We start from the raw sequence: 23,524 nt of genomic DNA on the forward strand, positions 1-23,524 counted from the left end.
TGAATACCTGGGGCTACATTTGTATTTCATAACACCTTCTCTCGAAAAAAGGTGTCTACTTTTTTAGGGGCAATCCAGGAGCTTTGATCCGTGCCTTGGTTTTTCAGGGTGCGGTATTCCCTCTCTGAGCTGGTAGCCAATACGCAGCTGTGAGCCTAGAATACAGTCCCACATTAGCTGTTAACCTGGAATTTCTGTGACTGCAACAACGCCCACGCCTGCAATGACATCAACGTTACCCGCGCTTGAACAGCCTTACCTGGACCTGATGCGCACCGTGCTGGAGCAAGGCGTTGACCGCAGCGACCGCACGGGCACGGGTACCCGCTCGGTGTTTGGCCATCAAATGCGCTTTGATCTCTCACGTGGCTTCCCACTGTTGACGACGAAAAAGCTGCATCTGCGCTCCATTATTCACGAGCTGCTGTGGTTCCTTAAAGGAGATACCAATATTGGCTATCTCAAAGAGAACGGCGTGCGTATTTGGGATGAATGGGCTGATGAAAACGGCAACCTAGGCCCCGTATATGGCTACCAATGGCGCAGCTGGCCAAGCCCTAACGGTGGCAGCGTTGACCAAATTGCCAACGTGCTAGAGCAGATTCGCACTAATCCACAGTCGCGCCGCTTGATCGTATCGGCCTGGAACCCTGGTCAGGTAGACGAAATGAAGCTGCCACCGTGCCACTGCCTGTTCCAGTTTTACGTAGCCAATGGGCGGCTTTCATGCCAGCTTTACCAACGCAGTGCGGATATTTTCCTTGGCGTGCCGTTTAATATTGCAAGCTACGCGCTGCTGCTCAGCATGGTGGCGCAAGTCACCGGCTTACAGCCCGGCGAGTTCGTTCACACGCTGGGCGATGCGCACCTATACAGCAACCACCTTGAACAAGCCCAAGAGCAGCTAGCCCGCACGCCGATGGCACCGCCGACGCTCGCACTCAACCCTGATGTCACTAGCTTGTTTGATTTCACCTTCGACGATATTCACATCGAAGGCTACGAGTCGCATCCACACATCAAAGCAAAGGTGGCCGTATGAGTCAGTCAGCCAACACTTACGAATCACTGGTGCCGATTGCCATGATTGTGGCCATGGCCAAAAATCGTGTCATTGGCGTAGATGGCAACCTACCGTGGTATTTGCCTGAAGATTTAAAATTTTTTAAACGTATGACCCAAGCGAAGCCATTGGTCATGGGCCGTAAAACCTATGCATCAATCGGTAAGCCACTGCCTAACCGGCTCAACATCGTGGTTACTCGGGACACCAGCTTCACCGCAGAAGGCACCCGCGTATGCCATGAACTGCCGGTCGCGCTGGAACTGGCTGACCAGCACGCCACCATCGAAGCCGCAGAAGAAATCATGGTAATGGGGGGCGGGGAGATTTATCGTCAAGCGTTACCCTTTGCCCAGCGGCTCTACATTACAGAAGTCGATATAGAAGTTGAGGGTGACGCCCATTTTCCAGACTTTTCCATGGATGAATGGAAAGAAGTTCAGCGCGTGCCCGGCCAGCCAGCAGAAGGGCAGCCACACTACGATTTCGTTGTGTACGAGCGCGTCAGCGACTGATCAGGTCAAAGGAGGGGGTTATGGCCGCCAGCGTACTGCATTTACTAGAAACGTTAGAAACACGGCTCGAACAAAAAAATGCCGAAATTACAGCACTGCGCGCGGAAAATCAGCGGCTGAAACAGCAGTTAGCGTCGTTGGAGGCCAGTCACTCAGCGCCAACAGTGGAGCCGTCGCCTGTTAAAGAGTACGCAGAAGTAGCTCAGCAGGCAGCGGTGCCAGAGCCTCGGGGGTTAGATCCAGAACAGCCATCGGTGAGCGAGCCTGCGGCTGAAAAAGCCGAAGCGCCCCCTTCACCGCAAGCATTGCTAAAACAGTGGTATCAGCGCTACCCGGAGGCCTTTTTTAAAGGGCACACCAAACCGCTCAAGGTAGGGATTCATCAAGACCTTGCTGAACGCGAGGCTTGGTCGGGCAAATTGATTCGCCGTGCGCTGGCAAATTACGTCAATTTGCCGCGCTACGTGAAATCAATGCGTGAGGGGGCAGAGCGCGTGGATTTAGACGGCAAGCCATCTGGTAAAGTAGATAAAGAAGCCGCGCAGCATGCCAGCGAACGACGTAAAGACCACCCTGGCACTGAGGCGGCAGAGCGGGCATCACCACCCTCAAAAAGCCCAGCGGAAAAGAGCGCAGCGGCATCGTCAAAAGCCACTCACTCTCCTCGTCGCCAGCATGTAAAAGAAGTCATAGCGGAAAAAAACGAGCAGAAAAAACCGCTTAGCTTGGAAGAGAAGCTGAAAGGTTTGCAGCAGAAGTTCGAAGGCCACTGAGACCTAGAACGTGAGTAAGGGTTCCAAAAAAAATCACAAATCGTAAAAAAACACTGTTTTTTTCTATTGCGTTCCCTGGAATCCCGGTATAGAGTTTGACCTGCGAGCATTGGACTATAACAAGGCTTTGTTGAGGACATGTCGCATACCACCGGGAAAAACCGGCGGATGAGAAAAAGAGCATGGCCCGCAAGCCACTTACTGGCTTCATTTGAAGGCCAGTAATAACGATCGAAACAGTAAGCTAGTTAAGGAACCTACATCATGAAAAAGACACTTTTAGCGACTGCTATTGTTGGTGCCCTGGGCGCCTCCGCTGCCGCTCAAGCAGCTACCGTATATGACCAAGACGGCACCAAACTGGACGTCTACGGCCGTATCGCTATGGGCGTTGCTGGTGGCGGCCCGGAGTATGACTCCAACGGCAACTTCCAAGACAACGGCGAAGAGTTTGTAGACGTTTACTCTCGTTTGGGCCTGCGCATGAGCCAGGAAGTGACTTCTGATTTGACCGCTTTCGGTCGTCTGGAGTGGCGCTTCACTGGTGACGAGAACGACACCGACGGTGGCTTCAACGAAGTCCGCCAGAGCTACATCGGTCTGCAAAGCAAGCAGTACGGTACATTCCAAGCTGGTAACTTCGACAGCTTCTACAACCAGTTCGTAACTCTGCCGTTCGACGTGTACATCGACCGTGGCCTAGAATTCGCTGGCCACCGTAAACAGTCTCGCGGCGACTCTATCGGTTACTACACGCCTGACCTGCAAGGCTTCACTGCATTCCTGCAGCTGAAACACTACAGCGTTCGTGGCGATTCTAACCCGAACGGCGAAGGTACCGTAATCGCACCGCAAGGTGGTGTTCGTTACGCACAAGGCCCGTTCACTGTAGGTCTGGGTTTTGTTGAAGACGTGCGTCGCGTTGACCCGAACAACGGCAGCAACGGTGGTGGCAACGGTGAACTACTGGGTGGCCTGATTGGTTCTTACGCTGTAAACGATCAGTTCTCTGTTCGTCTGGGCTACGAAGGCCGTGAGAACAGCGATGAAGTAGGCGGTGGTTTTGATAAAGTAGGCCTGGGCGCTACTTACACTACCGGTCCTTGGGCATTCACTGGCGACATCTACGACGTAGATCCGGATGGCCAGAATGCTGATAGCCGTACTTCTTGGGCCCTGGGTTCTTACTACAAAGTTTCTAGCAACTTTGACGTGTTCCTTGAGCTGCAACAGCCCGATCAGCAGTCCATCAACGTAACTCTGGATGGCACTAACTCTGAAGTTAATGCTGACGGCGATGACCTGTACTACCTGACAGGCGCTCGTTACCACTTCTAAGCCTTGGTTAAACCAAGCTTAAAGTTGTAACCCCTGCAGTAGATAATGAACCGGCCCCTTTCTAGGGGCCGGTTTTTTATGCTTTAAGACTACAATTTTCATCTAGCCAGTTGCTGCATGCTGACCCAAAATCAATCGGTTGTGTTGCAAAAAATGGCACAGCATTACAGCGCAGCCGAGAACAGGTATGATAGCTCACGTTTACCGCTGGCGGCCGATGCCTTAGAGCATTGTGTCGGGCCGTGTCGATTAGCTAGCTATGTGAGTGGATAGGGAAAGTATGAACGTAACCGTGTTTGGAACAGGCTATGTGGGGCTGGTGCAAGGTGCCGTTCTTGCTGATGTGGGTCACAATGTCATTTGCGTAGATGTTGACGCTGCAAAAGTCGCACGCTTGGAACAGGGTGATATTCCTATTTATGAGCCCGGCTTAGAGGCGCTGGTAAAAGAGAACTATGCCGCGGGCCGCTTAACGTTCACCACCCAAGCTGAGAAAGGTGTCAAGCACGGAGATGTACAGTTCATTGCGGTAGGTACGCCCCCCGATGAAGATGGCAGTGCCGATCTCCAGTATGTGCTCAAGGTGGCAGAGACTATTGCCACGCACATCGAAAAATCAGTCGTCGTAGTTAACAAATCAACAGTGCCCGTTGGTACGGCGGATAAAGTGACCGCTAAAGTGGTCGCCGTATTAGCAAAGCGTGATACTGATATTCCCTTCGACGTGGTTTCTAATCCCGAATTTTTGAAAGAAGGGAGTGCGGTGGCAGATTGCAAAAAGCCAGACCGCATTATCATTGGCACCACGGAGAGCACGACCATTGATATTATGCGTGAGCTCTACGCACCGTTTAATCGCAACCATGACAAAATCATCACCATGGATGTGCGCAGTGCTGAGCTAACGAAGTACGCTGCTAACTGCATGCTGGCCACGAAAATTAGTTTTATGAACGAGATGGCGAATCTAGCAGAACGCCTCGGTGCCGACATAGAAATGGTTCGTCAAGGCATAGGCAGCGACCCCCGTATTGGGTATCACTTTATCTACCCAGGCGCTGGATATGGCGGTTCCTGTTTTCCCAAAGATGTTCAGGCGCTAATCCGCACCGCCGAGGGGATCGGTTTTGATGCCAAGGTGCTCAAAGCGGTAGAAGAGCGTAATCAATGTCAAAAAAACACTTTATTTGAAAAAATCGACCGTCACTTCAATGGCGCGCTAGAGGGTAAAGTTGTAGCGCTATGGGGGCTTGCTTTCAAACCCAATACGGATGATATGCGCGAAGCGCCTAGCCGTGTGGTTATGGAATCTCTCTGGCAAGCAGGCGCAAAAGTGCAGGCGTACGACCCTGAGGCAATGGAAGAAGCACAGCGTATTTACGGTCACCGTGAAGACTTAACGCTATGCGGAACCAAAGAAGGCGCGTTAAAAGACGCAGATGCGCTTGTGATCGTTACCGATTGGCAGTCTTTCAAAGCGCCGGATTTCGATTTGATCAAAGCAGCGTTGTCTCAGCCAGTGATTGTGGACGGCCGTAATTTGTTTGATCCTTCACGTATGGTGAAAAAAGGCATTACATATTACGGCGTAGGGCGTTGACACATAAATAATAAAGGCGAGCAATGTAATCAAAGTCTCGCCGACAAAGCTAAACAGACCAAATCAGCATAAATGCAGTGCGATAAATGGAGAATAGGAATGAGGGGGAAAGAATGGACTCACAGATAAATGGTGTGACACAGCCAGATGATATGACGTTAGTAAGTTTTGTAGTGCTACTGTTAAAGCAGTGGAAAGTCATGTTGGTATGTGTGATATGTGTCATGCTGCTAACGCTGATGGCGATTTGGCTGAAACCCGTCAAATATGGCTTTGCCACGATGTACGCTGTGGCTTCTTATGAAACCTTGGAAGGTGAGCGTGAAAGCCTGGAAACGCCTGAAGAGGTCATCGCAAAATTAGAAAATATCTTTATCGAACAACAGCGTAGGCAGTTATTGGAAGATGAAGCTATAGAAGAGATTCCCTTTGATATTGAAGTGACGAACCCAAGAAATACGCTATTACTGCGTATTATTAGTGAATCGGAGTCTGACAATCAGCCAATGATTGAGCAGTTTCACGAAGGGTTAGTCAGCTCTATTCAGCAAGACCAGCAGCGATTGGTCGAAAGATTGACAACAGGACTCAACGCTCAGCAGGAAGCGTACACGCAGGCGCTAGAGGCAGCTCAGGTGTCTAATAGTGAAAACGCGCGCGAGTTAGAAGCCTCTTTCTTTGAAAAAAGACTGCAGATCGAACGTCGTATTGAGAGTATTGACCCTGGCGATGCTACCCAGCAAGCTGTGCAAAGCCTTGAACCTGTTGGCATAGGCAAGACATTCATCTTGGCATTTGGGGTGTTAGTGGCGCTGCTATTAGCTCCTTTGGCTGCGATATTTAGCGTGTTTGTTAAGCAAGTGGCGTTTGCGTATCGGCGTGCCCAGTAATGAAGGGCCTTTGAAGCATTCATTGCCCGCCGGAGCCAGTCATGAACCTTAAACTAAAACAGTGTATCGACTTTCTGTTGCTATGCTTTCTTATCACATGGCCAGTGGTGGATACGCTGAATGGTTATTTTTATTACCAAAGCGTATCTCTACCGAGTATTTCCGCTCCCTATAAAGCGTTAGGCTTTATAGGGATTTTGGTCATATTGATGATTTATCACGTTAAGCAGTTTTTATATGCACTGCTGTGTGCTGCGTTGATAGTCCTTTGTCTCTTTTATCAGGCGTTTACCTATGGGCATGCGCTAGAGAGTGTGACCTGGGCGGTTAGGGGGCTACTAACATTAGCACTGCTGTTCTATTTAGTGGGTGAAGCCAAGCGTACAGCAAGCTTTTGGAGCCCGCAGAAGTTTGCGTGGCTGATGTTTTTTTACTTTATGGTCATGTCTGTGAACGTCACGTTAGGCGTGTTTGGGGTAGGTGAGTCACAGTATGCCGGGGGGATTGGCGGCAAAGGGTTCATCATCGCAGGCAATGAGATGAGTTATCTGATGCTTGCCTCTGCCAGTATTGTGCTATTTCGCTTAGCTGAAACGCGCGGTGCTTGGTGCCTCACCGGTGTGTTTATTGTCTTCTTGCTATTTTTCCTGATGAAAGCCACCAAAGTCGCCATGCTGGGCATCTGCTTGGTCTTCGTGTTTTCGCTAATTCATAATGGCTATTTTAAAGTAAGGCGCATTCCTACGGTATATCTGTTGGCTTTGGTAGGAGGTGCCGCTGTTGTTGTGTTTGGTTACCAGTTTATACAAGCCGCAGGGCTGTTAGACCGTATGCTCTTTCTCTACAAGCTACACGGAGGCTTTTGGGGAGCATTGTTGAGTGGGCGGCTCTCGTTTTTAAGTGAGGCCATTGAGCTGGTTATCGTGCCGTTTGGGTTTTGGGACGTGCTGTTCGGTGTCGGCGTAGATCAGTTACTGGCTGTTCGTGGCTCACTGGTCGAGATAGATCTTATCGATGTGTTCATCACGTTTGGCGTGGTGGGCGGTGTGCTCTTTTATTTACCTTGGCTCTTGGGAGCTGTGTGGGCCACCCAGCTACTCAAGTTACAGCCAAGATATGGTATTAGCTTCTGGCTGCTCATTATCACCATAGTAGGAGTGAGTCTCGCAGCAGGGCATGTCGTGAATTCAGGTATTGCCTCTAGTGCAACAGCGCTATTGATCGGCTACCTCTACCAACTCAAAACTAGGTTGCCGACCTTCAAGGAGGAAGTATGAACATTCTGTTAGTAGGCTCTTTTGGAGGCCACTTCATACAGCTCAAGCGGCTTTACGGGCAGCTCGCCCAAGAGGTTGAGCAGTGTAGTGCTTCTTTCAGTTTTGCCAGTACGGAGCAGGGACTCTCTGTGGAAGGCGTTCCCGCTTATTGCTGCCCAAACATACACCGAGGCAGTGGTATAAAAGCGCTACTCTCGGCACTGCGGCAATCCTATGGGGTGCTGAAAGCCGCCAAACCAGATGTGGTGATATCCACTGGCGCGTTACCTGGCTTATTGCTGTGTTTTCTCGCCAAGGCGACGGGTAAGAAAGCCATTTGGGTGGATAGCATGGCCAACTATCAGCAGCTCTCATTTTCCGGCAAGATTGCTCGCTTCTTTTGTGATATTTGCCTCACCCAATGGGAGCACTTAGCCGCGAACGACAAGCGTCTCAGCTATTGGGGGAAAGTCCTATGATCTTTATTACCGTAGGAACTCAGCTACCCTTTGACCGCTTGTTAGAAAGCTTTGCCGAGTGGCGCAATAGCCGCGGCTACTCAGGACAGGTCGTTGCCCAGGTAGGAGAAGAGAGCCGTTTTACTCACCCTGATATGCAAGTTGTTAAAACCCTCTCCAGTGAAGAGTACTATCACTGGTTTTGCCAAGCGCAAGGTATCGTTTCCCACGCGGGTATGGGGAGTATTTTGTCATGTTTGGATCACAGTAAGCGCGGTGTCTTTATGCCTCGCCAACACGCGCTGGGCGAGCATCGTAACGACCACCAGTTGGATACCGCCAGAGCATTTACTGGTCAATACCCCTCACTTGCTTTTTGCTCCGATAAACAAGCATTGTTTACTGCGTTAGATGGGTTAATCAACGTTTCTGCAGAACAAGAACCGCTGGGCCAGCCAAATCACAATAGCGAACTAGGGCGTCGTATTGTCCAGTATCTTGGGTTGAAAGGTCACGTTTCATGAAACGCCTGTTGCTATGGACGAACCTTTATCCAACCAAAGCCGCGCCTCATTACGGCACTTTTGTAAAGTCGACCGAGCACGCGTGGCGGCAAGCGCTGGGCAGCGACAACGTTCAATTAGTCGCCATTCGTGAAAAGCCCACCAGCAAGCTTAGCAAAATCAAGCTGTACGCTGGTTTGCTAACGCGTTGTGCCCGTTCGCTCTACAACAAGCCGACAGGAACGCTGCTGGAAGTCCACTATCCGGTCTATTTTTTACCGCTGCTATACTTACTTTCTCTGGCGAAACCCAAGCACTTCTTTTTGGTGCTACGTTTTCATGGAACCGACCTCGCGCAAATTGCGGGGTCCCGACTGTTTCGCAGCTTGTTTGATAAGCTGAAGGGTAGCGTGGATCTTTGCGTGGCCCCTTCTGAGCATTTTCGCCAGCAAATCAGCACTCAGTTGAACGTGCCGCTATCGCGCATTATCAAGGTCTATCCTGATAGCGTCGGTGAACACTTCGCCGCGTCCGAACGTGCCGCTCCGGCGGCGGCATCGGAGGTATTTACTGTTGGCTGTGTATCACGCCTAGAGCCAGGCAAAAATTGCCAAACGCTGGTGGAAGCATTTGCCAGGCTAACCATTCCTAATAAGCGGTTAGTGATAGTGGGGGATGGATCTCAGAGGGCTGCGCTAGAGAAATTGGCCAATGAGGTAGGGGTATCGGATATCACCACGTTGACCGGGGCACTGCCCAGAGAGCAATTGCCAGAGGTGCTGGCTAGTTTTTCCGTGTTTGTATTTCCCTCGGTCAGGGAGAGTTTCGGTTTGGTAGCGGTAGAGGCGCTGGCCTGTGGCGTGCCGGTGATTGCCAATGAAAAGCTACATGCCGCAAAAGAGTATCTCCAAGAGGGCAGAAACGGCTACTTTTATGAGGATGGCGTGGAGGGGCTAGTGACTGCCATTGAAACCTTTTATGCCCAGCCAGAGGCGGTGCGGGTGGCGCTTAGCGAACAGGCAAAAAATGTACGCCATCAATTTAGCGACCAGCAGGTTTTCACCCAAGGGGTGAATGAAATTTTGAGCAAGCAGCAAAGCGAAAAAACATGTTGATGAATGGATGCATAAAGGGTGGCCGCAATGGGTAAGCCAAAGACGATGACGTTTTCGGAGCGTTTTCCTCCGCAGGTGGTATTTCCCTTTTTTGATGTATTTGCCATTTTTGCCGGAGGCTGGTTAGCGCATTGGATTCGGTTTGGTTCACTGCACCTGCATGAACGCTATGTGCTTGCCCTCATTTGCATTGGTCTGCTGGTATTGGTGATTAATAGCATGTCGGGCAGCTACCGCCGTTGGCGAATCACACCGGTAGGGCAAATGTTAGGCAAGCTATTGTTGGTATGGGTAGCAGTGGGTGTCACCGCTGCCTCGCTCATCTATTTTTCCCATGCGGCTAACCGCTATTCGCGGTTATGGATAGGGTTAACGCTTGCTATCTCGTTTCTATTTGCAGGGGGCGCACGCATGCTCGTGCAGCTCGCCCTGCAGCATGTGCGCTTGCGCGGCGGGGCTCGGCGGCCTGTTTTCCTGATTGGTCCGGCTACCAATGTACTTAGTGTGGCGGAAGGAATCCGCAGTGCCTCATGGGAAGGCCATACGATTGCTGGCGTAGAACGGATCAAAGAACAAATGGACGATGAGTGTATTGAGCGCATCGTTCGTCGTATTAGCCGCTCTAAAGCGCGAGAGGTATGGATTTGCGTTCCATTTGAAATGGGGCAGGTGGTGCGCACGCTATTTTTTGCGCTGCGTAACCACACGGCGGAAGTGCGCTTTATTCCCGCGTTTGAAGATATGCACTTGCTGAATCACCGCATGAGCGAGGTGGCGGGCCACTACGCCATTGATCTTAGCGTCTCACCCATGAGCGGGATGTCGCGCTTTATTAAACGCAGCGAAGATATCGTGATTGGCTCACTGATATCTCTCATGATTTTGCCTGTTTGCCTAGCGATTGCGCTGACCATTAAGTTCACATCGCCAGGGCCTATTCTGTTTAAGCAGCACCGCGAAGGCTCCAATGGTCGGCAGTTTAAAGTATATAAATTCCGCTCGATGCACGTTCACCAAGAAGGTGAAGGCCAGGTCACCCAAGCCAAAAAGAACGACAGCCGTATCACGCCGATAGGCGCGTTTTTAAGGCGCACCTCGCTAGACGAATTGCCGCAATTCTATAACGTGCTGCAAGGCCGCATGTCGATTGTAGGCCCGCGCCCCCATGCGTTGGCGCACAACGAGCAGTACAAAGAGCTAGTGGAGTCCTACATGCGTCGCCACAAAGTGAAACCGGGTATTACCGGATGGGCGCAAGTAAACGGGCTGCGTGGAGAAACCGATACGTTGCAAAAAATGCAGCGCCGGGTCGAGTACGACCTCTGGTACATCGACAACTGGTCGCTGTGGCTAGATTTGAAAATCATTGTACTGACCGTTTTCAAAGGGTTTATCAATAAAAATGCTTATTAGTCGTTGAAAAGTATCTGGTTATTGTTCATGGCGGCCAGCGAGCACGTAGGTAGGGTGTGGTAGTATTGCACTTTTCAGGCACTTACCTGCCTAACGTGCTCCCTAGTTGCCAGGATCAGTAGCTTCATGACGTCCCCAACCCATTTTTCTGCTAGTAGAGCTACCTACCTTCCCACTCAGCTCACCAGCGTTGCTGTCGGTTTATTAACGGCAGTCTGCCTTATTGTTCCCAGTGGTTACTCCATTGGCTCGGTGATGTTGTTCATTGCCGGGGTAGGACTCATCATCGCCCGTCGCCTGCCTGTTCTCTCAAAACAAGACCTCTGGGTGATCGCTGCCCTACTGGCTTACGCGACCGTTGCCATGTTGGAAGCCTGGTGGGATGGACAAGGAAGTAGAGGGTTAGATAAACCTAGCCGCTTTATCCTAGCGATCCCGGCGCTGTTATGGGTGCTGCGTTACCCGCCTAGGCTCGCTTACCTGTGGGGAGGAGTCGCCATAGGCGCCATCACCGCAGGCAGCTGGGGTGGCTGGCAGAAATTGGTAGAAGGCGTGGGGCGTGCCCAAGGCCATACCCATGTGATTCAATTCGGCAATCTCAGCATGTTGCTTGGCGTGCTGTGTATGGCTGGGCTTGGTTGGGCTGTGATTCAGCGTCATCGCCTAATATGGGTGGCGTTACTGGCATTTGGCGCTGCGGGTGGTGTACTGGGTTCTTTGTTTTCTGGTAGTCGAGGGGGGTGGGTTGGCTTCCCCATTGTCTTGCTTGTGCTCTACCGTGCTTACGGCTCCCAGCTTTCTAAGAAGCTAAAACTTGCTGTGCTGGCGGCGATCATAGCAGGGGGGGCAACCGTATATGCAGTACCGCAGATTGGTGTTCAGGAACGTATACATCAAGCTTTCAACGATGTTGCGCTGTATATATCCGGTGAGAATCGCTCTACCTCTGTTGGTTCACGATTTGAAATGTGGCGAGGGGCCGCCCAGTTGATTCAGGAAAAACCCCTTACCGGCTGGGGCAGTAACGGTTACGCCAGTGCGATGGCTGAATTTGGCGAAGTAGGCGTGATCAGTACCGAAGCCGCTCAGTACGGCCATGCCCATAACGAGTTTATTGATGCGTTCGCTAAGCGCGGCTTGCTGGGGCTTGTCGTTCTGCTGGCGCTCTACCTTGTGCCCATGCGTCTGTTTGCCCGCCACCTTCAGGCTAGCCATTTATCCACACGCTCAGTCGCGACCGCTGGAGTGCTGCTGCCCGTCACGTTTATGGATTTCGGCTTAACCCAGGTATTTATGGAGCACAACAGTGGCGTAATGATGTATGCCTTCTTGTTGGCGGCATTGTGGGGAGCGTACGTTAACCAAGTAGCTGAATCCTCTAACTAATTGTTTTAACGATATATAAAAAGCCGGCCACCAAGCCGACTTTTTTATGTAAACCCTGAATAAAGTGGTCACTAAATAGAATTAATCACCTGTACAAGGCTTGTCAATGTAGAGCCTCAGCAGTTAATCCCTTACAATGCCGAGTGCTTTTTAATAGCACAGGTTAATTACATTTCATCCGCACAGCGTAGGGCAAGGGAATACGTCCGTTACAATCCCTGGGCGGTAGCGTGCCTTTTTATTGGAAATCACCATGTCAAACTCCCCATTTTTTATAGCGCGGCCAGCTCGCATGCTGTTGGCAGCGTTAAGCGTTGCCGTGGTTAGCGGCTGCGCCACGTACCCCAGCGGCAACCAACAGCAGGTTCAATACGTGCTAGGCAACGACTCCGCCAAGCCGCTGCAAGATGAAAACCTCAACGGCTTTCTTGCCCAAGCGCCTGCCGGTGCCGTGCTTAACCTGGTGCAAAGCCCCTGGGGCGATAACGTCGAAATTGTGGCAGATGCGCCTTATTTGGCAGCCAGCGGTAGAGAGTGCCGTAAGCTGCGCGTCATCGAGCAGGGCAGCGGTGCCGCTCGTACAGCACTTACCTGTGCAACGCCTAACGGCTGGGTGAACCAGCGCATGCTGCTGCCAGAAAGCCAGCAAGGGGCGATGTCGTTGACAACGCCATCTTCCATGTCTCAAGGGACTACACAAGGGCGCTATTAATGAGTTTGCAACGTGTAATGAAACGGCTTTCTCTCACGCGCCCGTTAGCGGTGCTATCCCTAGCGTTGCTGGGCACTGCCGCTAGCAGCGCAAGCTGGGCACAAAGCATTAGCCTGCCTAATACTATTTTGCCTGAAGACCAAGCCAGCCAGCAGCCCGTCGAGCAGGTGAACGACAATCCCCGCGCCGACTGGCGTAGCGGCACTTACGGCCCGGTAGCGAACCAGCCTCAGCAAAACCCCGATGCGCTGCCGCCCTTTGGTGCCAATCTGTTTACCGGTGGCTTTCGTGGGGCGATGGGCGATGGCCTCAATGCCGATTACCAAGTAAAACCCGGCGACCAAATTACCGTGCGTGCCTGGGGCGCGTTTGAGTTTGACCGTGTACTGCCAGTAGATGCCCAAGGCAACATCTTTATTCCTGGCTCAGGCCCGCTCAATGTAGAAGGCCAGAACAGCCAGCAAGTGGATAGCCGCGTTCGTGGTGCTATTACCTCGGTGTACCCCGAAAACGTACAGGTATACACCAACGTACAGGGAGTGCAGCCCGTGGCGGTGTTTGTCACCGGTTACGTGCAAAACCCTGGCCGCTTTGCAGGTACCCCCAACGACTCTGTACTTTACTTCCTAGACCAAGCGGGCGGTATCGACCAAGACCTAGGCAGCTATCGCCAAATCCGCGTGATGCGTAACAACCAAACCGTGGCCACGGTAGATCTCTACGACTTCCTGATCAACGGCAGCATTGCGCGCCCGCAGTTCCAGGATGGTGACACCATTGTGGTGGAAGAGCGCGGCCCGGCCATTGCCGTAGTGGGCGATGTTCACCGTGAACACCGCTACGAGCTTATTGGCAACCAGCTAAGCGGTGCGGAGCTAGTGGAGCTTGCCCGCCTCAGAAGCGGCGTATCGCATGTACTGCTACGCGGTAACCGTACCGATGGCCCTATGGCACAGTACTTCCCGATTAACGAGTTCTACAGCCAAACCATTCGCAGCGGTGATGAAGTGGCGTTTAGCGCCGACCAGCGCAGCGAAACCATCGTGGTAGAAGTAGAAGGCAGCTACTATGGCCCTTCGCGTTTTGCGCTACCCCGCAATGCCCGTTTAAGCGAACTATTAGATGCCATTCCCGTGCCGGAAAACATGACCGCTGTGGAAAGCATTTCACTACAGCGTGAAAGCGTGAGGCAGCAGCAGCAGCAATCGCTGGAAGATAGCCTGCGCCGCCTGGAAACCACCTACCTAAGCGCGGAATCCAGCACTAACGAAGAAGCCCAAATTCGCGCCCAAGAAGCCGAGCTAATCCAAAACTTCATTCAGCGCGCCCGCGAGCTAGAGCCCAGCGGCAGGTTGGTGGTGGCCTACAACGACCGCATTGCCGATATCCGCCTGCAAGATGGCGATGTGATCACCATTCCAGAAATCAGCGACTCCATCCTCATCAGCGGTGAAGTGCTGGTACCCCAAGCAGCGGTGTATCGCCCCGGCATTAGCGTGATTGATTATATTGAGAGCGCCGGCGGGTTTACCCAGCGTGCCGACGACGACCATATCCTGCTGGTTCGCCAAAACGGCGCAGTGGAAAATGCCCGCAATACCCCATTACGCCCGGGTGATGAAATTCTTGTGATGCCAGAAGCGCCCACCCACAACCTGCAGCTAGCTTCCACGCTGTCACAAATACTGTTCCAAATTGCCGTAGCCACTCGCGTCGCGTTGGATTTGTGATGGGTTGTTGGTGAATAGTTAATGGTGAGCAGTTAATAGTTAATGGTGAGTGGTGAATGAACATCATGCACACCACTCACCGCTTACTAATTTAAAAGAAGCACTATGGCAAATAGTAATAGCGCCCCGCGAGGGGCGCGTACCCCTTGGCAAGTCACCCGCAGCGTGTGGTACGCCATGTTTATGCGTGAAGCGATTTCCCGCACCATGAGCGACCGCATGGGCTGGTTCTGGATGATCTTCGAACCTGTGGCATTTATAGCCATTATGGTGGGCATACGCAGCTTTATTAGCGGTGATCGGCTCATTTCGAATGCTCCCTTTATTCCTTGGATGATTGTTGGCCTTATGGGGTTTTCACTGGCGCGGGAGGGCATGCTTCGCGGGATGGGGGCCGTCGACGCCAACAGTGCGCTGTTTGCTTATCGTCAGGTACAGCCGGTTGACCCCGTATTAGTTCGTAATTTTTTAGAAGGTATGTTGAGAAGCTTTGTGTTTCTCATTTTTATTGGTGGCGGGCTTCTTTTAGGGCTTGATCTTTACCCAGATAATGCACTTCGTGCCTTTTATGCGTGGTTATCTTTATGGTGTTTAGGCTTAGGAGCAGGGCTAGTTGTTTCTGTAGCAGCAACTATGATCCCAGAGCTAGGAAAGATTGTGAGGATGCTCTCTCTTCCTCTATTGATTATTTCAGGTGTAATATTTCCTTTAAACCAAATGCCCCATTGGTTGCTTGAATACTTAATGCTCAACCCAATACCGCATGCGCTAGAAACCCTGCGATTAGGTTTCTTTGAAAGCTACAGAACCATTCATGGCACTAGCATGCTTTACTTTTGGTTCGTCACTCTCTCCCTAAACGCGCTAGGGCTAATCATGCACCTCCGTTTTGTTGATCGGTTAAAGGCTAAATAACCCATGCAGCTATCCGTTACCCGTTTTATCAAGCAGTCGCCGCACTGGGCGCTAGCCTTTATCGCTATTGTATTGGTTAGTTTTTATTGGTTTGTAATCGCTGATGAGCGCTACGTTTCCCGTGCGACCGTGGTGCTAGAAAGCCCCCAGGTCGCCACGCCAGAATTTAGTCTTTCATCGTTAATGGGGGGCGGGGCAGGCAATACCGCTGATTTGTTGCTACTGCGTGAGCACCTGCTCTCGGTCGATATGCTGCGGCTGTTAGATGAACAACTAGGCATTCGCCAGCATTACAGCGAGCACGGCGACTTCTTCGCCAAGCTGCGTGACCCCAATGTGCCCATCGAAGACCTCCATGAGTATTACCTACGTCGGGTAGAGGTAGAGCTAGATGAATACGCAGGCGTATTGAATATTCATGTTCAAGGCTACACCCCGGAATTCGCCCACGACATGGCATCACTGCTGCTAGACGCTGGCGAAAATCACATGAACGAAATGGGCCACCGCCTAGCCGACGAACAGGTGGTTTTCTTAGAACGGCAAATGGTGCGCCTGGAAGAGCGCTTTGAAGAGACCCGCGCCCAGCTGCTAGCCTTCCAGAACGAATACGGCCTGGTATCGCCCACTGCCACGGTAGAAAGCATCAACCAAGTTGTGGCAACGCTAGAAGGCGACCTAGCCCGCCTGCAGGCCCAGCGCAATGCCCTGGCCAGCTTTCAAAGCTCACAATCGGCAGAGCTACGCCAAGTAGAGCGCAGCATTGCAGCACTCCGCGACCAAATCGTAGAGCAGCGCGACCGCCTGGCCCAAGCCACCGGCAACTCGCTCAACCGTGTCTCTGCCGAGTACGAAACCCTAGAGCTACAAGCCCAGTTCGCCCAGGAAACCTACTCCAGCGCCCTGGCCGCACTTGAAAACACCCGCTTAGAAGCCGCCCGCCAGCTCAAGCAAGTCAGCGTGCTACAAAGCCCGCTCATGCCGGAATACCCCACCGAGCCCAACCGCCTCTATAACAGCAGCGTCTTCGCCATTATCACCATCTTCCTCGCGTTCATCCTCAGCATGCTGATGATGATTGTGAAGGATCATCGGGATTAGAGTTATTGGTGAGTGGTGAAGGGTAAATAGTAAGTAGTGAGTTTTGAATAGTGTGTGAGAGGGGGCTTTAGCCCGCGACGGCCGCGCCACAGGATTATAAAGCAATAGCGTTACCTGTTAAAAAAGCACGAAAAGGAATTTTATGCTGAACATCACACACCACGGCGGAGCCAAAGGCGTCACCGGAAGCTGCCACCAGCTCACCATCGATAGCGAACACTCACTGCTCATCGATTGCGGGCTATTCCAAGGCGAAGACGCCAAAGAAGACGCCTTTCAGCAGCTACAAATCGAATTCGATATCAGCACGGTTAAAGCGCTAGTTATCACCCATGTACACATTGATCACGTAGGCCGCTTGCCTTACCTACTGGCGGCCGGGTTCAAAGGGCCCATCATCTGCTCCATCCCCTCGGCCAAACTGTTGCCCCTAGTGATTGAAGACGCTCTAAAAATCGGCTTCACCCGCAATGCCCAACTCATTGAGCGTTTCCAGCAGCAACTAGAAAGCCAAATCGTTAGCATGCCTTACGGCAAGTGGCATACTGTTGTAGCAGGCAGCAGTACCACACGGGTAAAGCTCAAGCGGGCAGGGCACATTCTCGGTTCCAGCTACGCAGAAGTAGCGCACCAATACCCTGATGGCCAAAAAGAGCGCGTCATCTTCAGCGGCGATTTAGGCGCCCCCTATGCACCGCTACTCCCCGCACCTAAATCCCCCTATGGCTGTGAACAGCTAGTCCTCGAAAGCACCTACGGCGACCGCCAACACCCCGACCGCCGCCAGCGCCGCGCCACGCTGAAACATGCCATCGAGCAAGCACTCACTAACGGCGGCACGGTCATGGTGCCTGCCTTCAGCATAGGCCGCACCCAAGAGCTACTCTACGAGCTGGAAGGCATCATTTATGAAGCCGAGCGCAACGCCAAACGCGGCTTACCCAAAAGCCAGTGGCAAGCGCTAGAAATCATTGTCGATTCACCGCTCGCCGCCCGCTTTACCCAGGTATACCGCCAGCTAAAACCCTACTGGGACAAAGAAGCCCAGCGCCGCCTTCGCAGCGGCCGCCACCCGCTCAACTTCGATAACCTCTACACCGTAGAAAGCCACGGAGCCCACGAGCAAACGGTAGCGTATTTAGCCAACACAGGCCGCCCCGCCGTAGTGATCGCCGCCAGCGGCATGTGTGCAGGCGGGCGCATCATGAACTACTTAAAAGCCATGCTAGGCGATGAGCGCCACCAAGTGCTGTTCGTCGGCTACCAAGGCGCAGGCACACCAGGCCGCGCCATACAGCAGTATGGCCCACGTGGCGGTTGGGTAGAAATAGACGGAGAGCGAATTGACATCAAAGCAGGCGTCACCTCCATCAGCGGTTACTCCGCCCACGCCGACCAAAAAGACCTGCTCAACTTCGTCAAACGCATGCGCCGCTGGCCCCACACGATTCGCTTAGTCCACGGTGAACGGGCTGCGCGCATAGTGCTCAAAGGTGAACTCGAAAGCCTCTATAAGCGCAAAGGCAAAGAAGTGAGAGTAGTGAGTGAGATGTAACCAAGCATTCACCACTTACTACTCACCATTCACACCTCACGATTCACAGGCAAATGATCGAAATCCGTAACCTCTATAAGCGTTACCACAACCATCATGGTAGCGACTGGGTGCTTAAAGACATCAACCTCACCATACCCACCGGGGTGAGCGTGGGGTTAATCGGCGCTAATGGTGCTGGTAAATCAACGCTTTTGAAATTAATAGCGGGTATGGACACACCTGAGCGTGGAGAAGTCATCCGGCACAGCCGCGTATCTTGGCCTGTAGGGTTGTCAGGCGGGATGCAAGGCAACATGACCGGGCGGCAAAATGCAAAATTTGTCGCACGCACGCAAGGCCGTGGTCACGATATCGAGAAAATCATTAGCTTCGTTGAAGAGTTTGCCGAGATAGGCGAAGCATTTGATGAGCCTGTGCGTACTTATTCATCCGGTATGCGCTCACGGTTATCGTTTGGACTTTCATTGGCGTTTGATTTTGATGTGTATATCTCTGATGAAGCGACCGCCGTGGGTGACCGCGCCTTTAAAGCGAAAGCACAAGCCTTATTCAAAGAACGTGTCGGTAAGGCCTCTTTGATCATGGTGTCTCATGGTGAGGGAATTCTGCGTGATTTATGCCAAGCTGGGATCTATCTGAAAAAAGGGGGCGCAACCTGGTATGACGACATCAACGACGCTATATCGGATTACCATCAAGATACTGACGATACCGGTATTATGGAGGCGCTTAACGAACAGTCTTTTGATGTAGATCCTGCTACGTTGACCAGTCTTCAAATAAACGCAATCCAGAAAGAGCTACAAAAAGCGAGGCCAAGGGCGAATGGTTTGCATGTGCTAATTCAACATGCAAAGCAAAACAGTTGGGAAAAGCATGAATTAGATGTCTTACGAAAAGCACATCAACATGCGAAAGCGCGAGTCGATGAGCTCACCAGCATCATGAACGCTACGCCAGATGGTATACGCAAAAGCGCAAAAGCAGAGCTTGCCAAATTTGAGCGTACGGTGATTGGTGTAGAGTATGGGTTAGAACTCGCGACCTTAGAGCAGTGGTCGGATGATGAGCTTCATGTGTTGGAAAAAGCCAAAAAACTGGCGTACCGATATAAAAGTGAAAAAGAGGCCGCACTTGAAGAAATTGATGGCGATGATTAACAGCCGCTTGGTCCATTAAAGGTAATAATTGAACGATATGCAGTCACAAGCCTCACTTATCATTCCCATTCGCGCTAAAAAAGTAGGTGAACGGGAACTCCTTCGTTTAGACGAACTCCTGACCTGTTTGCCCAGTGGCTATGAAGTGATCATCGTAAACGATGGTAGCCCTGGTGCTGTCGGAAAATGGATAGATGGGTTGGTCGCTAAGCATCACTATTCAGCTCGCCCTATTACTAGCCTTCACCTACGTACTCGCTTTAAAAAGTTCTCGCTAGCAAGAGCACGCAATCGAGGTGCAAAAGCAGCTACCACGCCGGTCACCCTTTTCCACGATGTCGACTTTCTGGGAGCACCAAGCGTCTATCAACGCTTGCTCAATCATATCAAAGAGCAGGAGCTGGCGACCCGGCCTGAAAACTTCTTCTGTGTGCCCGTTGCCTTTCTAACAGAGCAGGCCACCCAGCATTTCATCAGCGAACTGAAGCAAAACAAAGAAGCCTGGTGCTTTCGGCAATGGGAAAGTCTTCCGCTTGAGCACATGCAGTTTTTAGTACAAGGCAGTTCTTGCATAGTGACCAACCGAGAAGACTTGCTAAGTATTGGCGGCCACGACGAGGGCTTTAAAGGACACGGCGCGGAAGACTTCGAACTATTGCACCGCCTGGCTTGCCGCTTTCCCATCGCTGAAAAACCACCCGAGTACGAGCGAAACATGGGTAGTGGCAACATCACTGAATACATAGGGTTCAGGGCCTACTTTTCACTGTATGGTGAGCAGTGCCGCCAAGCAGGATGTACCTTGGTGCATCTATGGCACCCTAAACGGAAAGGGTTTGGTTACTACCGGCATAAGAAAAATTTCAAAAGATTAGCTTCTGTTTTAAATAAAGAATATTTTGTCCATGAAAGAAAACGATTAACGCTTGATGTTGATGGGTACGGGGAGATAAAGTAATGATTTGTGTGTCAAGTACGGTTAAAGATAGTCTTGAAAACATCAGGTGCTTTGTTGAAATGAATTTTCAAGCTGGTGCTGATATTATATTTTTGTTTTTAGATTCTCCAAGTATTGAGGTGGAATCGTTTTATTGTGACTCGGAAAATGTTTATTTATTCCAAGCCTATGGAGACTACTGGAAAAATAGTAGGCCTGAAAATTTGAACGAGAGACAGAAGATAAATATAAACCTCGCGAATTTTATTTTGTTTAGCCATGATTTTGATGGGTTGTTGTTTCATTTGGATTCAGATGAAGTGCTTTATTTTGAATGTGATACTGAGGCATTAAAACACAAAGAGTATGTGATTTTAGAACCTTTGGAGGTTATGCCAAGTGTTAAGAAGCAAGCTCGAAAAAGTGCTTGCTTCTTCAAAGAAAAGCTACCTAAAGAAAAAATTAATCTTTTGTGTGATTTGGGTTGTCTTAAGGGTGAAGATAATCAAAGTTATTTTAATGGACATACTGTTGGAAAAAGTGGAATAAAGCCTAATTTAATGTGCACATTAGGTATTCATCATGCCAAGTATGATGCAGAGGTGAAGCCATCTAAAATTCAGGGTGCTTACCTTTTGCATTATGAGAATCCATCTTTGGAAGAGTTTTTAAGTAAATGGTCTGAGCCATCTTATAATGATGGTAAATCGACTGCAAATGTTCGAGAGAAGAGGAAAAGATTTTTTACTTCGGTAAGATTGATTTCAGCCAATGATTCTCTTTCAAAAGATGAAAAAGTAAAGTTTTTGAAGCATCTTTACTATAAAGAATATTTAACGCCTGCAATTGCTGCAAATGAATTGGGCTATCTAAAGAAAGTAACTTTTATTGATGGTCATAAATCTTGTGAAGTGAGCCGGATTGATAAAGCTTCAGAAATATTCGATTTTTTTGTTGGAAAAGATAAAGGTGCTTTCAATGCCCATAAAACTGCAGAAAGAAAACGCCTTTATGAGGAAGTGAAGTGTCTCTTAGCATAACTTTTCTGATTTTGGCTCATGACAGTGTAGAAAGAGTATGTAGGCTCGTTAATAAATTAGTATCCGAAGACTCCAGCTGTAAAATAGTTGTTCATTTTGACAAAGCTTCAGGAAAAAAAAAGAAAAAGCACTTGGAGTCGTCATTGGTAAATGTTAACAACTGCCATGTTTTACATAAAAGTGTGACCTGTGGCTGGGGGCGTTGGGGCTTAGTTAAAGCGAGTCTAATGATGCTTGATTATGCTCAGAATGATAAAGCAACGGACTACTATTTTCTTTTGAGTGAGTATTGCTTTCCTATTCAACCGTTATCAAAACTCATGCTTCATTTAGAAGAAAACACTGGTGCCAATTTTATAGAGTGCTCAGACAGTAGTTGGATAAAGTCAGGCTTGCGAGAAGACAGATATTTATACCGCCATTTTTTAGATAAAAGAAAATCACCAAAATTACATCGTTGGCTTTATAAGTTTCAAAAAATCATTGGTTTAAAAAGAAATGTGCCAAAAGATTTAGAAGTGCATTTTGGTAGTCAGTGGTGGTGTTTAACCCATAGTGCCGTAAAGTACGTATTAAGTAGAGATAAAAGAGTTTGTTCTTTTTTTAAGTGGGCTTGGATTCCAGATGAATGTTTTTTTCAAACAATAATTGCCAAAAGTGGTTTTCAAGTGCTCCCACCATTAACATATTATTGCTTTGGGAGAGATGGAAAGCCTCTAATTTTGAATTCGAAGTTTATTGGTTTTGATAACAGCCGAAATTACTATTTTGCGAGGAAGTATGTCTGATTTGAAAATTTTTTATGATGAATTGGACTTGGTGATAAAAGGAGAAAACTTTGAAAAGGATTCGAAGCTCTTTTTATTGGGGCGGGATGATAAAATAATCACTAAGATAAAGTTTTTTTATTCTGTAGCACGAGAAGAGATAGTTGTAAAAAATTTTTTTGATGTAATTGATTCTTTTGTTTGCAAAATTAAAATTGTTTCAGGCAGTCAAGTATATATTTATAATGTTGTAAGCTCTAATTTTGATTTAGGAAAATACTTGATTGGCAGCCAAAGATTTAGTGACCGTAATCGTGCGATTTTAGTTTCCAGAATGATCTCCGTAACCAATGAAGATATAGCAGTGCGCTCGGCTTGTTCTGTAATTTGTGCATACAAATCCGTAGAGGCTGATAACGCAAAAATGGCAGTTTCTTCACTCAACAATCTTAAAAAATGTTTTGAAGAAATGTCTCCATTACGTGCAAGTCGCAATATACGAGAAGACAGAGGACATCTTGAGCTTTCATTGCTTACAGCGATGTGGAATACATCTATATACGTGAACGATCACGATGTTTTTTTATTCGCTGTCGATAAGCTGTTGTCTGGTGAACATTATAAGAATAGTCCTTTAAAAGCTGCCGCAGCTATCAATAAATCCAAGCTCTATGCTTTTTTCGTTTTTTATTTTCTAAAAAAACAAAACGATAAAATGGCGCGATTGGTGGCGCGTCTTTATCTTGATGAAATGAAATATATCTTTGATAATTCTAGTTGGGCTGATAAAGTCTATGTAGTTGAATTTAGACGTGCATTGGATGATCTTTCTATAGTGTTAGCTTTGACCGCAAATTCTACACCCTTTGTATTAGCCCCATGGTTTCAAAATGTTTTGAAGATAAAAGATTATGAACAAGCATTAAAAGAGCTCGCTAATCATAGTTTAAGATTTTCTTCGTGTGATAATGAAAAGTTGTTAGAAAATTTTATTGAGAGCACTGGTGCTGAATTTTCGGAAATTGAGAAGGTTATGAAGAAAAAAGCACAAACCTTAGTGTTTAAAGAACTACCTGAAAAAATTGGTAGTAAAAAACATGCTGCTGATATTCTGCGAGAAATGGCAATCACCTTTGAAGAAGCCGGAGATATAGAAACTGCTCTTAAGATAATGGAGCAAGCTTCTACTCAGCGACCCAGTGGGAAATTTATTAAGCAAAAAATATCAGAATATCAAAAAAAAATTACGCTCAAAGAAGGAGTTTAATATGAGTAGCACTAAGTTTTTAGATTG

The 23,524-nt window shown here is 49.4% G+C and carries 22 protein-coding genes; all 22 read left to right on the plus strand.

Features of this window, described 5'->3' with window-relative positions; translation table 11 throughout:
• Positions 1-223: 223 nt before the first annotated feature.
• The 22 genes from R0J87_RS16325 (at position 224) to R0J87_RS16430 (ending at position 23,497) form a co-directional block, all read left to right on the plus strand.
• Positions 224-1,042, plus strand: coding sequence for a thymidylate synthase (locus tag R0J87_RS16325; RefSeq protein ID WP_404346048.1), 819 nt, complete (start codon positions 224-226; stop codon positions 1,040-1,042).
• Positions 1,039-1,578 (plus strand): dihydrofolate reductase, encoded by a 540-nt coding sequence (locus R0J87_RS16330; RefSeq protein ID WP_498887482.1) that lies wholly within the window; start codon positions 1,039-1,041, stop codon positions 1,576-1,578. Before R0J87_RS16325 ends, R0J87_RS16330 begins: the two co-directional genes overlap by 4 nt.
• Before the next feature lie 20 nt (positions 1,579-1,598).
• Positions 1,599-2,351 carry a ProQ/FINO family protein gene (locus R0J87_RS16335; RefSeq protein ID WP_498887484.1) on the plus strand — a complete coding sequence of 251 codons (753 nt, stop codon included), beginning with the start codon at positions 1,599-1,601 and terminating at the stop codon, positions 2,349-2,351.
• A 264-nt stretch (positions 2,352-2,615) separates the two neighbouring features.
• The gene (locus tag R0J87_RS16340) at positions 2,616-3,689 is read left to right on the plus strand and encodes a porin (RefSeq protein WP_498887486.1); all 1,074 of its coding nucleotides are present in this window, start codon (positions 2,616-2,618) and stop codon (positions 3,687-3,689) included.
• A 280-nt stretch (positions 3,690-3,969) separates the two neighbouring features.
• Complete coding sequence (locus R0J87_RS16345; RefSeq protein WP_498887487.1) at positions 3,970-5,289, plus strand: UDP-glucose dehydrogenase family protein; 1,320 nt, start codon at positions 3,970-3,972, stop codon at positions 5,287-5,289.
• A gap of 224 nt (positions 5,290-5,513) precedes the next feature.
• Positions 5,514-6,179: a lipopolysaccharide biosynthesis protein gene (locus tag R0J87_RS16350; protein WP_498887488.1), complete on the plus strand. Its 666-nt coding sequence runs from the start codon at positions 5,514-5,516 to the stop codon at positions 6,177-6,179.
• 41 nt (positions 6,180-6,220) lie between these two features.
• Positions 6,221-7,456 (plus strand): hypothetical protein, encoded by a 1,236-nt coding sequence (locus R0J87_RS16355; protein WP_498887490.1) that lies wholly within the window; start codon positions 6,221-6,223, stop codon positions 7,454-7,456.
• Positions 7,453-7,914 (plus strand): oligosaccharide biosynthesis protein Alg14, encoded by a 462-nt coding sequence (locus tag R0J87_RS16360; protein ID WP_498887492.1) that lies wholly within the window; start codon positions 7,453-7,455, stop codon positions 7,912-7,914. Before R0J87_RS16355 ends, R0J87_RS16360 begins: the two co-directional genes overlap by 4 nt.
• Positions 7,911-8,417: a glycosyltransferase gene (locus tag R0J87_RS16365; protein ID WP_498887494.1), complete on the plus strand. Its 507-nt coding sequence runs from the start codon at positions 7,911-7,913 to the stop codon at positions 8,415-8,417. Before R0J87_RS16360 ends, R0J87_RS16365 begins: the two co-directional genes overlap by 4 nt.
• Entirely contained in the window at positions 8,414-9,511 is a 1,098-nt protein-coding gene (locus tag R0J87_RS16370) for a glycosyltransferase (RefSeq protein ID WP_498887496.1), read from the plus strand. Before R0J87_RS16365 ends, R0J87_RS16370 begins: the two co-directional genes overlap by 4 nt.
• Before the next feature lie 27 nt (positions 9,512-9,538).
• Positions 9,539-10,924, plus strand: a complete 1,386-nt coding sequence (locus R0J87_RS16375; protein ID WP_498887498.1) for an undecaprenyl-phosphate glucose phosphotransferase — start codon at positions 9,539-9,541, stop codon at positions 10,922-10,924.
• Between the two features lie 126 nt (positions 10,925-11,050).
• A complete protein-coding gene (locus tag R0J87_RS16380; RefSeq protein ID WP_498887500.1) occupies positions 11,051-12,310 on the plus strand; it encodes an O-antigen ligase family protein in 1,260 nt (419 codons plus the stop codon).
• 253 nt (positions 12,311-12,563) lie between these two features.
• Positions 12,564-13,022 (plus strand): RT0821/Lpp0805 family surface protein, encoded by a 459-nt coding sequence (locus tag R0J87_RS16385; protein ID WP_498887501.1) that lies wholly within the window; start codon positions 12,564-12,566, stop codon positions 13,020-13,022.
• Positions 13,022-14,752 carry a polysaccharide biosynthesis/export family protein gene (locus tag R0J87_RS16390; protein WP_498887503.1) on the plus strand — a complete coding sequence of 577 codons (1,731 nt, stop codon included), beginning with the start codon at positions 13,022-13,024 and terminating at the stop codon, positions 14,750-14,752. Before R0J87_RS16385 ends, R0J87_RS16390 begins: the two co-directional genes overlap by 1 nt.
• Positions 14,753-14,857: 105 nt before the next feature.
• A complete protein-coding gene (locus R0J87_RS16395; RefSeq protein WP_498887504.1) occupies positions 14,858-15,667 on the plus strand; it encodes an ABC transporter permease in 810 nt (269 codons plus the stop codon).
• Between the two features lie 3 nt (positions 15,668-15,670).
• Positions 15,671-16,768 carry a KpsE/RkpR family capsule polysaccharide export protein gene (locus R0J87_RS16400; RefSeq protein WP_498887506.1) on the plus strand — a complete coding sequence of 366 codons (1,098 nt, stop codon included), beginning with the start codon at positions 15,671-15,673 and terminating at the stop codon, positions 16,766-16,768.
• Between the two features lie 142 nt (positions 16,769-16,910).
• Positions 16,911-18,323 (plus strand): MBL fold metallo-hydrolase RNA specificity domain-containing protein, encoded by a 1,413-nt coding sequence (locus R0J87_RS16405; RefSeq protein WP_498887507.1) that lies wholly within the window; start codon positions 16,911-16,913, stop codon positions 18,321-18,323.
• Positions 18,324-18,376: 53 nt separating this feature from the next.
• On the plus strand, positions 18,377-19,486 hold the full coding sequence (locus tag R0J87_RS16410) for an ABC transporter ATP-binding protein (RefSeq protein WP_498887509.1): 1,110 nt from the start codon (positions 18,377-18,379) through the stop codon (positions 19,484-19,486).
• 37 nt (positions 19,487-19,523) lie between these two features.
• On the plus strand, positions 19,524-20,444 hold the full coding sequence (locus tag R0J87_RS16415; RefSeq protein WP_498887544.1) for a glycosyltransferase: 921 nt from the start codon (positions 19,524-19,526) through the stop codon (positions 20,442-20,444).
• 59 nt (positions 20,445-20,503) lie between these two features.
• On the plus strand, positions 20,504-21,463 hold the full coding sequence (locus tag R0J87_RS16420; RefSeq protein ID WP_498887510.1) for a hypothetical protein: 960 nt from the start codon (positions 20,504-20,506) through the stop codon (positions 21,461-21,463).
• The gene (locus R0J87_RS16425; protein ID WP_498887512.1) at positions 21,448-22,251 is read left to right on the plus strand and encodes a beta-1,6-N-acetylglucosaminyltransferase; all 804 of its coding nucleotides are present in this window, start codon (positions 21,448-21,450) and stop codon (positions 22,249-22,251) included. Before R0J87_RS16420 ends, R0J87_RS16425 begins: the two co-directional genes overlap by 16 nt.
• Complete coding sequence (locus tag R0J87_RS16430) at positions 22,244-23,497, plus strand: hypothetical protein (RefSeq protein WP_498887513.1); 1,254 nt, start codon at positions 22,244-22,246, stop codon at positions 23,495-23,497. Before R0J87_RS16425 ends, R0J87_RS16430 begins: the two co-directional genes overlap by 8 nt.
• Positions 23,498-23,524: the final 27 nt, after the last annotated feature.

The organism is Halomonas sp. SIMBA_159, assembly GCF_046536035.1.
Lineage (GTDB): Bacteria > Pseudomonadota > Gammaproteobacteria > Pseudomonadales > Halomonadaceae > Vreelandella > Vreelandella venusta_A.

Bases quoted from the DNA above. Each gene is read 5' to 3' on its own strand.
- R0J87_RS16325 (WP_404346048.1), top strand. From the start codon at position 224: ATGACATCAACGTTACCCGCGCTTGAACAGCCTTACCTGGACCTGATG.
- R0J87_RS16330 (WP_498887482.1), top strand. From the start codon at position 1,039: ATGAGTCAGTCAGCCAACACTTACGAATCACTGGTGCCGATTGCCATG.
- R0J87_RS16335 (WP_498887484.1), top strand. From the start codon at position 1,599: ATGGCCGCCAGCGTACTGCATTTACTAGAAACGTTAGAAACACGGCTC.
- R0J87_RS16340 (WP_498887486.1), top strand. From the start codon at position 2,616: ATGAAAAAGACACTTTTAGCGACTGCTATTGTTGGTGCCCTGGGCGCC.
- R0J87_RS16345 (WP_498887487.1), top strand. From the start codon at position 3,970: ATGAACGTAACCGTGTTTGGAACAGGCTATGTGGGGCTGGTGCAAGGT.
- R0J87_RS16350 (WP_498887488.1), top strand. From the start codon at position 5,514: ATGCTGCTAACGCTGATGGCGATTTGGCTGAAACCCGTCAAATATGGC.
- R0J87_RS16355 (WP_498887490.1), top strand. From the start codon at position 6,221: ATGAACCTTAAACTAAAACAGTGTATCGACTTTCTGTTGCTATGCTTT.
- R0J87_RS16360 (WP_498887492.1), top strand. From the start codon at position 7,453: ATGAACATTCTGTTAGTAGGCTCTTTTGGAGGCCACTTCATACAGCTC.
- R0J87_RS16365 (WP_498887494.1), top strand. From the start codon at position 7,911: ATGATCTTTATTACCGTAGGAACTCAGCTACCCTTTGACCGCTTGTTA.
- R0J87_RS16370 (WP_498887496.1), top strand. From the start codon at position 8,414: ATGAAACGCCTGTTGCTATGGACGAACCTTTATCCAACCAAAGCCGCG.
- R0J87_RS16375 (WP_498887498.1), top strand. From the start codon at position 9,539: ATGGGTAAGCCAAAGACGATGACGTTTTCGGAGCGTTTTCCTCCGCAG.
- R0J87_RS16380 (WP_498887500.1), top strand. From the start codon at position 11,051: ATGACGTCCCCAACCCATTTTTCTGCTAGTAGAGCTACCTACCTTCCC.
- R0J87_RS16385 (WP_498887501.1), top strand. From the start codon at position 12,564: ATGTCAAACTCCCCATTTTTTATAGCGCGGCCAGCTCGCATGCTGTTG.
- R0J87_RS16390 (WP_498887503.1), top strand. From the start codon at position 13,022: ATGAGTTTGCAACGTGTAATGAAACGGCTTTCTCTCACGCGCCCGTTA.
- R0J87_RS16395 (WP_498887504.1), top strand. From the start codon at position 14,858: ATGGCAAATAGTAATAGCGCCCCGCGAGGGGCGCGTACCCCTTGGCAA.
- R0J87_RS16400 (WP_498887506.1), top strand. From the start codon at position 15,671: ATGCAGCTATCCGTTACCCGTTTTATCAAGCAGTCGCCGCACTGGGCG.
- R0J87_RS16405 (WP_498887507.1), top strand. From the start codon at position 16,911: ATGCTGAACATCACACACCACGGCGGAGCCAAAGGCGTCACCGGAAGC.
- R0J87_RS16410 (WP_498887509.1), top strand. From the start codon at position 18,377: ATGATCGAAATCCGTAACCTCTATAAGCGTTACCACAACCATCATGGT.
- R0J87_RS16415 (WP_498887544.1), top strand. From the start codon at position 19,524: ATGCAGTCACAAGCCTCACTTATCATTCCCATTCGCGCTAAAAAAGTA.
- R0J87_RS16420 (WP_498887510.1), top strand. From the start codon at position 20,504: ATGAATTTTCAAGCTGGTGCTGATATTATATTTTTGTTTTTAGATTCT.
- R0J87_RS16430 (WP_498887513.1), top strand. From the start codon at position 22,244: ATGTCTGATTTGAAAATTTTTTATGATGAATTGGACTTGGTGATAAAA.